The sequence below is a fragment of the Geomicrobium sp. JCM 19037 genome, from assembly GCF_000698105.1.
In the GTDB taxonomy this organism is placed as follows: Bacteria; Bacillota; Bacilli; order Bacillales; family Marinococcaceae; genus Geomicrobium_A.
The window spans coordinates 26,474-38,381 of the sequence record NZ_BAWZ01000044.1; the positions used below are offsets into that span (position 1 = coordinate 26,474).

The 11,908-nt window shown below is 43.9% G+C and carries 16 protein-coding genes and 1 pseudogene; 9 read left to right on the forward strand and 8 right to left on the reverse strand.

Annotated elements, in window-relative coordinates:
- Positions 1-24 precede the first annotated feature (24 nt).
- Positions 25-834, forward strand: a complete 810-nt coding sequence (locus tag JCM19037_RS23520) for a hypothetical protein (protein ID WP_052364089.1) — start codon at positions 25-27, stop codon at positions 832-834.
- Positions 831-1,802, forward strand: a complete 972-nt coding sequence (locus tag JCM19037_RS23525; protein WP_052364090.1) for a hypothetical protein — start codon at positions 831-833, stop codon at positions 1,800-1,802. The genes JCM19037_RS23520 and JCM19037_RS23525 overlap by 4 nt, the downstream gene beginning before the upstream one ends.
- 46 nt (positions 1,803-1,848) lie before the next feature.
- Here the strand turns inward: JCM19037_RS23525 and JCM19037_RS19175 are convergent, their stop codons facing one another.
- The 4 genes from JCM19037_RS19175 to JCM19037_RS19190 form a co-directional block, all read right to left on the reverse strand.
- The gene (locus tag JCM19037_RS19175) at positions 1,849-2,349 is read right to left on the reverse strand and encodes a GNAT family N-acetyltransferase (RefSeq protein WP_042403834.1); all 501 of its coding nucleotides are present in this window, start codon (positions 2,347-2,349) and stop codon (positions 1,849-1,851) included.
- Positions 2,318-2,647, reverse strand: coding sequence for a GNAT family N-acetyltransferase (locus tag JCM19037_RS19180; protein WP_307189877.1), 330 nt, complete (start codon positions 2,645-2,647; stop codon positions 2,318-2,320). The genes JCM19037_RS19175 and JCM19037_RS19180 overlap by 32 nt, the downstream gene beginning before the upstream one ends.
- Positions 2,610-2,888 carry a (4Fe-4S)-binding protein gene (locus JCM19037_RS19185; protein WP_042403836.1) on the reverse strand — a complete coding sequence of 93 codons (279 nt, stop codon included), beginning with the start codon at positions 2,886-2,888 and terminating at the stop codon, positions 2,610-2,612. Before JCM19037_RS19185 ends, JCM19037_RS19180 begins: the two co-directional genes overlap by 38 nt.
- Positions 2,889-2,954: 66 nt before the next feature.
- Positions 2,955-3,305, reverse strand: coding sequence for a VOC family protein (locus JCM19037_RS19190; protein WP_081829447.1), 351 nt, complete (start codon positions 3,303-3,305; stop codon positions 2,955-2,957).
- Between the two features lie 125 nt (positions 3,306-3,430).
- Between JCM19037_RS19190 and JCM19037_RS19195 the strand changes: the two genes are divergently transcribed.
- The 5 genes from JCM19037_RS19195 to JCM19037_RS28835 all read left to right on the forward strand — a co-directional run bounded on the left by JCM19037_RS19195 (position 3,431) and on the right by JCM19037_RS28835 (position 6,839).
- Positions 3,431-4,231, forward strand: a complete 801-nt coding sequence (locus tag JCM19037_RS19195) for a DUF418 domain-containing protein (RefSeq protein ID WP_042403840.1) — start codon at positions 3,431-3,433, stop codon at positions 4,229-4,231.
- The gene (locus JCM19037_RS19200; protein ID WP_042403842.1) at positions 4,216-4,647 is read left to right on the forward strand and encodes a DUF418 domain-containing protein; all 432 of its coding nucleotides are present in this window, start codon (positions 4,216-4,218) and stop codon (positions 4,645-4,647) included. The genes JCM19037_RS19195 and JCM19037_RS19200 overlap by 16 nt, the downstream gene beginning before the upstream one ends.
- A 131-nt stretch (positions 4,648-4,778) precedes the next feature.
- Positions 4,779-5,324: a GNAT family N-acetyltransferase gene (locus JCM19037_RS19205; RefSeq protein ID WP_042403855.1), complete on the forward strand. Its 546-nt coding sequence runs from the start codon at positions 4,779-4,781 to the stop codon at positions 5,322-5,324.
- Positions 5,325-5,571: 247 nt separating this feature from the next.
- Positions 5,572-6,459: an extracellular solute-binding protein gene (locus tag JCM19037_RS28830; RefSeq protein WP_052364091.1), complete on the forward strand. Its 888-nt coding sequence runs from the start codon at positions 5,572-5,574 to the stop codon at positions 6,457-6,459.
- Entirely contained in the window at positions 6,432-6,839 is a 408-nt protein-coding gene (locus tag JCM19037_RS28835; RefSeq protein ID WP_052364092.1) for an extracellular solute-binding protein, read from the forward strand. The genes JCM19037_RS28830 and JCM19037_RS28835 overlap by 28 nt, the downstream gene beginning before the upstream one ends.
- Before the next feature lie 55 nt (positions 6,840-6,894).
- On the opposite strand, the gene JCM19037_RS19215 is transcribed toward JCM19037_RS28835, so the two are convergent.
- The 3 genes and pseudogenes from JCM19037_RS19215 to JCM19037_RS19225 all read right to left on the reverse strand — a co-directional run bounded on the left by JCM19037_RS19215 (position 6,895) and on the right by JCM19037_RS19225 (position 9,265).
- Entirely contained in the window at positions 6,895-7,332 is a 438-nt protein-coding gene (locus JCM19037_RS19215) for a GNAT family N-acetyltransferase (RefSeq protein WP_052364093.1), read from the reverse strand.
- A gap of 12 nt (positions 7,333-7,344) precedes the next feature.
- Positions 7,345-8,009, reverse strand: a pseudogene (locus tag JCM19037_RS19220) (DUF6320 domain-containing protein).
- Entirely contained in the window at positions 8,006-9,265 is a 1,260-nt protein-coding gene (locus JCM19037_RS19225) for an alcohol acetyltransferase (RefSeq protein WP_238544817.1), read from the reverse strand. Before JCM19037_RS19225 ends, JCM19037_RS19220 begins: the two are co-directional and overlap by 4 nt.
- 162 nt (positions 9,266-9,427) lie before the next feature.
- On the opposite strand from JCM19037_RS19225, the gene JCM19037_RS19230 reads away from it, so the two are divergent.
- The gene (locus JCM19037_RS19230) at positions 9,428-10,054 is read left to right on the forward strand and encodes a MerR family transcriptional regulator (RefSeq protein ID WP_052364094.1); all 627 of its coding nucleotides are present in this window, start codon (positions 9,428-9,430) and stop codon (positions 10,052-10,054) included.
- A 91-nt stretch (positions 10,055-10,145) separates the two neighbouring features.
- Here the strand turns inward: JCM19037_RS19230 and JCM19037_RS19235 are convergent, their stop codons facing one another.
- Positions 10,146-10,529, reverse strand: a complete 384-nt coding sequence (locus JCM19037_RS19235; RefSeq protein WP_042403845.1) for a hypothetical protein — start codon at positions 10,527-10,529, stop codon at positions 10,146-10,148.
- Between the two features lie 268 nt (positions 10,530-10,797).
- Here JCM19037_RS19235 and JCM19037_RS19240 point away from each other — a divergent pair, with 268 nt between their 5' ends.
- Entirely contained in the window at positions 10,798-11,235 is a 438-nt protein-coding gene (locus JCM19037_RS19240) for a GNAT family N-acetyltransferase (RefSeq protein ID WP_042403848.1), read from the forward strand.
- Positions 11,236-11,908: the final 673 nt, after the last annotated feature.

Consider the following 11,908-nt stretch of genomic DNA (forward strand, 5'->3'; position numbering starts at 1 on the left):
AATGGAGATCCTGCACTTTTTCAAGTGATTGATTTATACACAGGTGAGCGTATCTTTGAAGAACGCATCCCAGGTATTGATACGGCTTGGGGCATTGCCATCGGGTCAGATGAGAACGTGTATTTCTCCGGCACGAGCAACCGCATGTTGTATCGGTATGATCGCGTAGAACAACGCATTGAAAATTTAGGAACCAACCCTTCTGAGCCATGGGTATGGAATTTAGCCGCAACAGAAGATGGGAAGATTTACGGAGGAACGATGACGAGCGCTATGGTGTTTGAATACGACATTGCCAGTGGAACGTTCACGAACCTCGGCAGTATGAGTGAAACCGATCAGTATGTTCGTGGCATTGGTGCGACGGATCGCTACATTTATGCAGGTATTGGTATGACAGCGGGTGTCGTGAGAATTGATCGTGAAACAGGAGACCGCGACGAAGTACCGATTCCTAATGCCGGACAAGAGGGCATTATTGCGAACATTGAAGTGTACGCAGGCAAGCTGTTCATTCGTTCCGGCTGTTGTACCGTGTTCGTCATTGATGAACAGACCCATGAACTGCTGCAAACGTTACGATACCGAAATGAAATCTCCCCTCCAAACCCTAATAATGAGCGTGATCTTTATTATACGAGAGGGACGAGATTGTACTATTACAATATGGAAGAAAACAAAGAGCATGCTGTTTCTAATGTGAGCAACTTGTCTGATGCGGATATGCGGTCTCTTGGCTGGTTGAAAAAAGAAGACGAGTACGTTCTCATCGGATTAAATCGTCTTGCAGAAGCGTTTGAATATAAGCTGGATCCGGTGAATTTCAGTTTTTGACGATTGACGCCGCTCCGACAGGGGTGCCTATTCATTCAATAGAAATTGGGTTTGATGGCAACGTGTATATGGGTGGTTATCATCGGGGAATGACGATTTATGATACTGTTTCTGAAGAGATTCTTCATAGCGTGGAGAATATGCAACAATCGGAAGGCATCGGCTTTATGAATGGGAACGTCTACTTCGGTACGTATGGCCAAGCGAGAATCTATCGATACAACCCTTCCGAACCGTTTGACTATGGAACGAATCCAGAAATGTTCAAAGCGATTGGTGAAGCCCAAGACCGCCCGTTTACGTTAACGTCTGGGGACGATCATTTATTCGTCGGAACCATCCCAGATTACGGTCAGCTTGGTGGTGCGCTATCGATCTATGATGAAACAAACGATCGTTGGGACGTTCACCGTCATGTCGTACAAAACCAGAGCATTGTCGGACTAGCGTATCTAAATGGAAAGGTGTACGGAGGTACATCGATTTGGGGTGGAGATGGGTCAGTGCCGACCGAAGATCATGCGAAGCTGTTTGTTTGGGATGTCGAGAAAGGAGAAGTCGAGACGGTACTCACCCCGAACGTTTCTGGCAGCGATATGCGACCAAAAATGATCGGAGAACTTGCGGTCGGTCCCGACGGTTTCATTTGGGGGCTAATGGATGGAACGGTGTTTGCAATGAATCCTGACACGCTTGAAATTGTGAAAAGTAGAGTCATCTACTCAAGTAATTTCAGTGCAAGCAAATGGCGCCCATTTCATTTGCGATTTGCTCCGGACGGACTCATCTATACGACGGCAGGCAGGAAGTTGACAGTAATTGATCCAGAAACGTTGCATCACCGCCTCATTGAAAACGACGTTCACCTTATGACCGTTAATGAGCATAACGAGTTGTACTTTGCGTCTGGATTTACAGGTGCAAACCTTCTAAGAAAACGAGTCATCAATCACCGTCCTACCGTTTAGGCAATATGCTTGGCCCCATCAAGGTCGATGGGGCCAAGCGCTTGATTTATAGATGTAAAACGAGTTGTAATTCATCACAATATACGTCGGGTCCTAGCTTCATAGAACGACTGATCTTTCCGTATTGTTCAAAACCTAAACGATGGTAAATGTTAAGGGCGGCTTCGTTATTCGTTGCTAACGTGACATGTATTTGTTCAATAGCGACTTTTTCTCGCGCCAAGTCAATGGCGCTTTCCAACAGACGTGCGCCGTATCCTTTTCCTCTGTACTCAGGTGTAACATAGACGGCAAGCAAGGTCGCTTTATGTGTCAGCTTTTGTTGCTCATTCATTGCAAGGGTTGTCATGCCAACAAGTTTCTCGTGATCGAAAGCACCAAAAGTGGCAAGGTCATCCCGAAACAAATGGTTTTGGAACGCTTCTAAATTCAGGCTCTTTTCTTCGTCAACGCTTGATGCAAAGCATTCTGGACATTGTTCTAATGACTCTAATCGTAACGAACGGTATATGTTACTATAACGTGCATCCAATTGAATAATTGACATGATTCGACTCCCTGAATTTAATCTTTTTTGTGTAGCACATCTTCGTATTCTGCGTGTCGTTCAAACTCTGCTTTAGCAAACGGACATAGTGGCATGATCTTCTTCCTTGCTGCCTCATTTCATCCACCACGGAAGCGACTAGCTTAGAAGCCGTCCCCTTTCCACGCATTTCGTCAGATACATACGTATGGTCAATAATGACCATAGAACTGCCTGAAGGAACAAAAGTGATCTCAGCAAGCATCTCCCCGTCTGTATTCTCAATCACATGCTTTCGTTCTTGTCGCTTGATTTCCATTATGAAGATCCTTATGAATGTATTGGAGGGCACCGCTTGGGCATAAATTGACCGTATGTTCGACTTGTTCAGGGTTCTCTTTGTCGGGAAGAATCCACGGTCGTCGCTCTGTATCAAAAACGTCTGGTGAGTTTCCGACACATTCTGCCGCGTGTTCGCACATGTCTTTATTAAAGTAGACATTGATCTTTTCACCATAGTATTCTTTAAAGCCACGTTCTTTAAGGTCTGTACTTTTCATGTTTTCATACCTCCTACTTTTAGTATACTTTTTACCCTTCTTGATTGAGAGGTAAACGACACCGGGTTAATAGAAACAAGCTTGCATTTTGTTGTCGTCAGGATCATAAAATGTGAAAAATCGCTGATCCGCATCTTCTTCAATTGAACTTACTTGAACGTCAAGCTCTTGAAGATGCTGATGAGCTCGTGTAATGTTACTCGTATAAAATATAGGGTACGTCGTATTCGTTTTTGCTAAAGGCGTGCCTTCTTCAATTGTGAAAGGCGCTGAATGATCGCCAAAGCCTAAGATTGCATATTGTTCACCCTGGTGCAACAGCGTGAACTGTAGTTTTTCATGGTACCAGCGTATGGACGCTTGGAGTCTTTGACGGTAACACAAATCGTATCGACACGTTCTAACATAATGTTTCACGCTCCTGTCTAATGATTACTCATTCGAGATTCGTCCACAAATTCCTCTATTAAAAAAAGCTTAAGATTCGGATTTTTTATTGGTGAGCAAGATATAGTATAGATACATAGAGAGGAGAGTATTTCATGAAACAACAAGGATTAGCAGCGAACGAACGAATTCAATCACTCGACATCATTCGGGGGATTGCACTTCTGGGAATCGTTTTAGCCAACATGTCGTTTTTCAAGTCACAAGCTATTATGAGTGAGGTAATGCTAGTGCAAGGGTATGTGTTGCCAGGTGGTGGGTTTGATGCGGCAACTCGTCTATTTACGACTGCATTTATTGACGGGAAATTTTACCCGATGTTCAGTATGTTGTTCGGGCTTGGGTTTTATATCTTTTATCATCGATTGCTTCAAAAAGATGTGAATGCAACGCGCGTCTTCGTGCGGCGCCTCGTTTTTCTCATCGTCATCGGGCTCGTACATCTCTTCATGATTTGGTCCGGAGATATTTTGTTTACATACGGAATTACAGGATTCTTGCTCCTAGCTTTTGTGTCAAGAACGCCAAAGACCATATTAATTTGGGCGGGTAGCATCCTTGTTAGTGCGACGGTTCTGCTGACATTACTAAATGTTCTCGGTGGAATTGGAATACAGCTTTCCAAATCCGCGGGCCTCTCATCGTTATCTGAGATGAAAGCGTACGAAACAGCATTGGCAGAGCAGATGGCAGGCGGCGGGTATGCAGAAGTGTGGTTGGCGCGCTTGCCAGACGTCTTGCTCATGTTCTTCAATGCGTTTATGGTTATTCCCGGCATTTTTCCTCTTTTCCTGCTCGGTTTATATTTTGGGAAGAAGGGGATGTTCAAAAACGCTCAGGAGTACGCTCGGTTGTGGAAAAAGATTTGGGTGCATAGCTTGTGGGCAGGTTGTTAGGAACAATTGTCGTTACCGCACTCATCCACAATTTCACGCCGCTACCGAGTGCAGTTGGATTTGGGTTAGCCCAAGGGTTACGCACGTTGACAGGGCCAATTCTTATGTTGTTCTACGTCTCTTCGCTCGTGCTTCTTACCCAAAAAGAAACATGGCAACGAATGTTGAAGCCATTTGCAAATGCCGGCCGAATGGCACTCACCAACTACCTCATGCAAAGTATCGTACTCGTTTTCGTTTTTTATGGCTTTGGCTTTGGACTGTACGGTCAAGTAGGCGAAGGAGTAGGATTTCTCATCGGTGTCGGCCTGTTCGTCGTTCAAGTTATTCTCAGCACACTGTATTTAAAGAAATTCAACCAAGGTCCAATGGAATACGTGTGGAGAAAGTGGACGTATGGACGCAGCAACGGGTAACGACTTGTCACTGAAATCTGCGCTCTAGTTTACGGATTGTGCGCGCAAGTTCGTTATCAGACTACTTACCATTCGAATTAGAGCGCAGATTGTAAAGTGTGGCCATGACGAAACATGAAGGAGGGATCGGAGTGATTCATATTGAAACACCTAGACTACAGTTACGTGAGTGGGAAGCCGGGGACACCGATCCTTTTTACTCGATCAACAGTGACCCGAAGGTGATGGAACATTTCCCGAGCACGCTATCAATGGAAGAGTCAGCAAATCTACAGAAACGTATTATTGAAGAAATGAGCGAATACGGCTACGGATTGTATGCCGTAGACTGGAAAGAAACCGGACAATTTATTGGATTTATCGGCTTTCATCACGCCACCTTCCCCGCTGATTTCACCCCGTGTATCGAAATTGGTTGGCGTTTATTTCCAAATGCTTGGGGGAGAGGGCTAGCTACTGAAGGGGCAACCGCGTGCTTAAACCATGGCTTCAGTGAGCTAGGCTTTACAGATGTTTACAGCTTCACAGCGTGTACGAACGAACCGTCCATACGCGTGATGAAACGCTTAAATTTTGCCTTTGAGAAGACATTCCAACACCCAAATATCGCAGCCTCGCACCGATTGTCTGAACATGTTTTGTATAGTACGAATGCAAAACGATGGTTGGGTGGATAAATTGTTTTGGACTTGAGGTTAGCTCAGCGCACTTATTTAAAGGCTACGGAAATTTTTAGCTGCTTTTATTTTGCAATTCCTCAGGAGCCTAATGAATTGAGGAATTGCATTAAATTTGTTTGAAGCATTCTTATTGCAAGCGTTACCATTAAAGATAGACAAAGAATAATATGTATGGTCTAATAAAATGGGTTATAACATTTTGAATTTTGTGCAATCGTTTGCACGGAAAAGGGAGGAGATTCATATGAAGTATCACTACGGTTTGATTGCGACGGGCTGCTTATTGCTCATGGCATGTGCCCCGGATCGTGAAGAAGAAGCGAGTGTTGAAGACCCAGACAATACTGAAAGTGAAGGTGCAGAACCTGATAAACCAGATCAGCTACATATGTGGATTCATGACAATGATGAGCAAGCCAATGCCATTGAAGACATGGCAAGTCAGTATACCGAAGCTACAGGTATTGAAGTTCAGTTGACACGGATGAATTATGATGACCAAGCCGAGAACATTGCGCTAGATGGACCAGCAGGCACAGGGCCTGACATATACTTTAAGCCCCATGATTATACCGGTGAACTTGCTGTGCAAAGTCTCGCAGAGCCTCTAGATTTGGATGAAGAGCAACTCGAACGATTCACTCCAGAGAGCTTACAGGCGATGACCTATGAAGGGGAATTATACGGTTTACCATTTGTCTCAGAAACGGCAGCTTTATTATACAATGTGGAGCTCGTTGAAGAAGCTCCTGAGACGATTGAAGATTTGTTACTGATCGCTGAAGAGCTGACAGACGCAGGGAACGATGAATATGGGTTCCTGACTGTTCCCATCTATTATTACTCTCATTCATTTATTACAGGTTACGGTGGTTATATATTTGGAGAAAATGAAAGCGGTTACGATGTTGGAGACGTTGGTTTAGCAAATGATGGTGCTATTGAAGGCGCCAAGCGATTTCAGTCTCTGTTTGAAGATGGTTTGATTCCGTCATCGATCAACCCTGAGATTCAAGACGGGTTATTTGCAGAAGGCAAGATTGGCGTTTCGCACACAGTCCTTGGAATATCAACCCTTATGGTGAAGCCATTGGTGAGGAGAACTTGCGCTCAGCTCCGCTTCCTGTTTTAGAAAATGGAGAGCCAGCTTCGTCACTTGTTGGGTTTAAGTCATGGCTCTTATCCCCTTATTCTGAACATCAATATTGGGCGCAAGACCTTATGCTTCACCTTACGTCAGATGAGCAGAACATGTCTTATTATATGGCTACTGGTGAAATGCCTGCCGTATCAACGTTATTAGAGGCACCAGAAATAGCGGATGACGAATTGATGTCAGGTTTTGCAGAGCAAATTGTAAATGGAGAGCCTATGCCAAATGTACCTGAGATTGATCCAGTATTTGGGGCAATGGGGGATGCGATGTTGTTCTTAGCAGATGGTGAAGATGCAGATGAAATTATGACGGAGGCAGTGGAGCAAATTCAACAAGATATTGACACGATGAATTAATGTCCGTTTGTGCCGAAATTAAAAAAGCAGCAGGTATACAAAACCTGCTGCTTTTTTAATTTAGCGCTCTTCCCCAACCATTGGCGATTTGTATGAACTGTTGTGACTCATAAAACTGTTGTGCAGGCAGACGCTCGTTGCGGTTGCCTGTATTGACAAAAAGCTGGTCTGCCCCGAAGCTTTTGCCCCAATCCTCTGCAGCACATAAGAGCTTAGAAGCTATACCTTTTCCGCGATGGTTCTCATCGGTGACTAAGGTGACGATACGAACATATGTCGCGTCTTTTTCATAATACATGCTCGCATGTAGGCCAATCATGCCGAGTATTTCTTTGGAGTGGTGTTCGTGAGTTACATAAGTTCGATAATCAGGGTGTGTGGAGAATTTTTGTAAACGTCGTTCCATACGTGAAGTGTTCGTTAGGTAGCCTAATTGGGTCATCAAATCAGCTAGGTAACAAGCGTCATCTGCTGTTGCTAGACGTACATTCATTAAAAGCACTCCTTAAATATGAAACCGTCGGACGAATTCATTACGCATCGTACGATTTGCGAATAGTGCCATGCCAATAAGGGTAAGCAGCGCATAAAGTGCAGTGATTGCGCTCGGCCATAAGACGAGCGACAGAGAGCTTAAGAACAATAAAACAGGCATAAAGCAAGAACGATCATCGTCATCATGTACCCTAAGTATTCTCGCCACTTCATCGGTTTGTTTAGAATGATAATCGTAACGATTAATGTTGCACTGATGACGAGAAAAGGGATGACGTAGTGGATCGACCAACGGGTCGCACCTGCAGCAGTATCGAGTACAATGAGCATCGCCGATAGTGCGAGCACTTGAAATATAATTTTTGAACCTGCGTGTGCACGGGAGAGTATCGTGTGATTGACGAGAAGAAGTACGTACAGCACAGGTCCAACAATATAAAATACCCAGAGCACGTCCGGTGTTGTGAGCAGGTTAATTAACAGAGAGCCGCTAATGATTAAAAGAGCGATAAATAGTGTGACTTTCTGTTTCATGTATCGTTGTTTTGAGCGATTATGGTAGACCGGATAATGATCGGCGAGTTGTTCTTCTTCAGTCAATTTCCGGCTGCATAGTGGGCAGACTTGCTGTTGAGTTTGCACTTGACAGTGTTCGCAATGCTGCAAGGAAATCATCCTCCGTCATTTGAGTAAACTTCGACATCGATCCCTGATATTTCCACAAGTTGCGTGAAGAAAGCACGGATCACATCGCTTTCCTCAATCGACCGAGCGAAAGAAATAACAAAGCGGTCGTTAATTGAGCATATTCCCCCGTTTATGGGGCTTTTTCTCGTTGGATACATCACCATTTCCATCTGTTCAATCGCTGTGCTCACGTCTTTTGGCAAAGAAATGTTGCCGATGTTCGTGAGCGTGAGCGTTTTCGTTCGCTCCCCGTAACTTTTGTAGCCGTAGCGAATGGCTTGATATTTCAATATCGCTGGCACGAACCGTGCGGTGAGCATGTTTTGCAATTTCACATGGTGGTTCAAACCTTGCTGCAACTTCTCTTGCTCTGTTTTTTTCTTTAATTGTTCTACAACTTCTGTATGAATCATTTCCAGTGATGTTTCTTCGGTCACTTCCATTCCAACATTCACGACCGCAAAAAAATTACGCAATGACTTGGAAGGGAAAATCGACCGTAAATTCACGGGGATGGCAATTTTTATTGGTTCACTACGGTTTCGAAATCGGAGCTTTTCACGATAAATACTCATAATTAAGACCGAAGTAAGGTAGGTAGTGATTGTACCATTTATTGTTTTCGCTGCTTTTCGTAGTTCAAGTGCACTCATCACCCCGTGAATCACTACGGTCTCTTCAATCGGTTTTCCTTTTATTTGGTAGGCGTTTTCTTCCTTCGTTCGTTTCGATGAATCGCTAGACTTGTAGTTCTGATAACTATCATCAAGCTCATACTCGCTAGGTGTACCCGATACATCAATGACTGTACCGTCATTGTTCGGTTGTTCACCCGTTTGATTCAAGTAGTCAAAGACGAGTGCTTTTAGAAACTCAAGTGCTCCTGTACCGTCCGTTACCGAATGAAAGAACTCTACAGAGATTCGCTTTTTGTAATAGAGCACGCGAAATAAATACCCGTTCGTCTCAATCGGGTCGACAGGTGAGCACGGAAATGTCGATTCTTCTTTAACGAATAATTTCTTGTCGTTCTCAACGAGAAAATCCCAAAACACGCCACGACCTAATTTCACTGCGAACATCGGAAATCGCTTCATTACATGATCCAATGAGGTTTGCAGCTTGTCCGGTTGTACGTGTTCGTTCATGATCATCGCAATGCGAAACACAGATGAATTCGCACGTTCAGATACAGCATGAAAGACTTTCCCGGCATTATCAATTTTATACCACTGGTCCATCATGCACTCCCCCGAATGTGTTTATTGTTATCATAGCATTTCCAACTCGCTAACAACATTCACATTTCGAGAAAAAATATGCAAACAAAAGAGCTGATCAATTCAATTTGACACGTTTTGTACAATGATAGGGAATGAGTAAAGGTTAAAACAGGGGTGAATTCAATGTACACGATCGGCACACTGTCCAAAAAAACGGGAGTCACCATCCGTACGTTAGATTATTACGACCAGATTGGCTTACTATCTCCTCATAACAAAACAGAGGGAGGGCATCGTTTATATAGTGATGAAGAAGTGTTCAGACTAGAGAAAATACTCTCGCTGAAATTTTTAGGGCTGTCGCTCGAGACGATACAGACGTTCATGAATGAACGAACAACCACGTGGGAAGCTGAATTATCCAGGCAAATGCGAATGGTGCAACAACAAAAAGAACGGCTAACCCAAATTGAAACAGCGATTCGCAGTGTGCTCTACTCAGTGAAAGTTGAACATGACGTAAACTGGGCTGTCATTTTTCAAGTGATGAATCTTTATCAAGAAGGGGTGATGCCTGCGGACGATACATTGAACCAATACCTTAATAATGAGGAAAAAGAAAGAATGCTTTCTATAAGTTATGATCAACAGTCGGAAGAGCAATGGCTCGCGCTTATTCAAGACATTCGTTCTAATCTTCACGAATTGCCGACTTCTAACGTAGCTCAGCAATTGCTTGACCGTTGGCTAGAGGCACGTACGAGATGTATGGTGAGGATGAGCAATTCCTTGGCAAAACGTGGGACATGATTGCCAATGAGAGTGAAAGTATCCTGTTCTATCCAATGACTAAAGAGGTTGTGGAATTCATTACTGCTGCTATGCATGTGAGGGACAAGCCTCACCACCAACTGTAATAAAGTAGCCGAGCATCGCTTTTAAAGTTAAACAAAGCCAAGATGGTTTTGCACACTTGTGCCGTATACGAAACATCTTGGTAATACCATTCGTCATAGGAAGTCTCTCCAAAAAAAGGACCAGCTAGGGCGGGCAACGTGTAATGGGAAGTGGAGGGGTCATTTAACGTCTCCGAGCATACGTGAAGTAAGTGTTCAAGTTGTTCTCGGCTGACAGGGTACATCTTGCAGTCATCTTGTTCATTTTGAACGTTCTCAACAAACCAGCGATGAATGTGATTGGCTTTGCGCCAATAAGCAATCTCTTCATGGTATACACCATCAAAATCATTTCTTTTTTCAACGACTAAATACATATCTAATCCCAAATAATCACCTCGTCTTTTTCGTATTCCAAGGACAGGTGTGCATAAAGGCAAAAGGTTGGGGATAAAGGATCGCAAAGTTGAGGGTTTGAAGAAGTAACAGCTTGAGGTAAGTAAGTCGTGCGAAGGTGACTCACTGACTATTATAAATGTTCGGTTATTGATTGTGTAGAGGACAAACTACAGATTTATCTGGATAAAAACTAAACCATGAATAATGTGTATGACCGAGGTTGTAGGGGAAATAGATAAAAGGGATGAGGAGGGTTTCATGATTACATATGTGCAGGCGACGGCAGATGATTTTGATAAGCTATTAGCACTGCGGACGACAGTGATGGCTGAAGATTTCAAGCGACACGAAATTGATGTAGATCGAACGAAGTATTATTTCGCCAAAGCTTTTCAGCCACAATACACATCGATACTGATGATTGAAAATGATGAAATTGGTTGTGTTTCAGTACAACCAGGTGAAGGTGGGGAAGATGAGCTCAAGCACTTTTATCTGTACCCAAAGTTCCAAGGTTATGGGTACGGAACAGACGTATTAAAGCGAATTATCCGTGAGCAGAGAAAGAATGGGCGAAACCTCACATTGCACGTGTTCAAAGGAAGCGAAGCCATTCCTTTATACAAAAAACACGGATTTAATGTCGTTGAAGTAGGAGATTTCACCGAACGTCTTAGACTTTCGGTAGTCGAGTAACTGGGTGCAAGTACGGTGGGGTCTGCCCGGTTATGTTAGGTAAAGAAGGGTTTCTAGTGCTTGGCAGAAAACGGGCAGTCCGTTAGAGAGCGCCAAAAAGGCTTCTTCTCCAGAGAATAACAAATGTTCTCTGTTGGATTGAACTTTACACTGGCAAATCATTTAAATTACATGAACCGTCACGTTTGTTTCCGCATCGATTTGAGCGGGCCATGATAGAGGCAAACCCCGACATTCAAGTATATGGAGGAATTTGGGCTTGGTTCTGTTCTCTACATAGGTTGAGGTGGTTTTTACTCACATAAACGCTTGGTTGTACACCGTTTGTGGATTTTTAGGAGAACGGCGAGCTAGTTAAGTTAAACGAAAGAATTTCTTCAAGAACCCATAGTAAGCTTCTGAAAGTGGAACTGTTCTCGAATTGAGGCAGAACTGTTCTCAAGTTGGTAAAAATAGCAGGAAAAGCAGTTTATTCTCATAAAATAGGGAGTAGAATGAGCAAACTTGGGAATAGATTACCGGGTCACGTGTACATCCCCGCCCCAAAGTACCGAGCATCCTGTCGGCGCGAGCCGCGCCGAACCGAGTTCGATTTGGCTTCGGCCCGCTGGGGCCGACGTGTCGTTGGCACTTCAGCCTGGAGTCTGCGCTCCAGTTGGAACAAACTGCGCAA

Coding starts and splice junctions, on each gene's coding strand:
- JCM19037_RS19175 (WP_042403834.1), bottom strand. CDS start 2,349: ATGTCAATTATTCAATTGGATGCACGTTATAGTAACATATACCGTTCG.
- JCM19037_RS19180 (WP_307189877.1), bottom strand. CDS start 2,647: ATGGAAATCAAGCGACAAGAACGAAAGCATGTGATTGAGAATACAGAC.
- JCM19037_RS28830 (WP_052364091.1), top strand. CDS start 5,572: ATGAAGTATCACTACGGTTTGATTGCGACGGGCTGCTTATTGCTCATG.
- JCM19037_RS19195 (WP_042403840.1), top strand. CDS start 3,431: ATGAAACAACAAGGATTAGCAGCGAACGAACGAATTCAATCACTCGAC.
- JCM19037_RS19230 (WP_052364094.1), top strand. CDS start 9,428: ATGTACACGATCGGCACACTGTCCAAAAAAACGGGAGTCACCATCCGT.
- JCM19037_RS19185 (WP_042403836.1), bottom strand. CDS start 2,888: ATGAAAAGTACAGACCTTAAAGAACGTGGCTTTAAAGAATACTATGGT.
- JCM19037_RS19215 (WP_052364093.1), bottom strand. CDS start 7,332: ATGAATGTACGTCTAGCAACAGCAGATGACGCTTGTTACCTAGCTGAT.
- JCM19037_RS19225 (WP_238544817.1), bottom strand. CDS start 9,265: ATGATGGACCAGTGGTATAAAATTGATAATGCCGGGAAAGTCTTTCAT.
- JCM19037_RS19240 (WP_042403848.1), top strand. CDS start 10,798: ATGATTACATATGTGCAGGCGACGGCAGATGATTTTGATAAGCTATTA.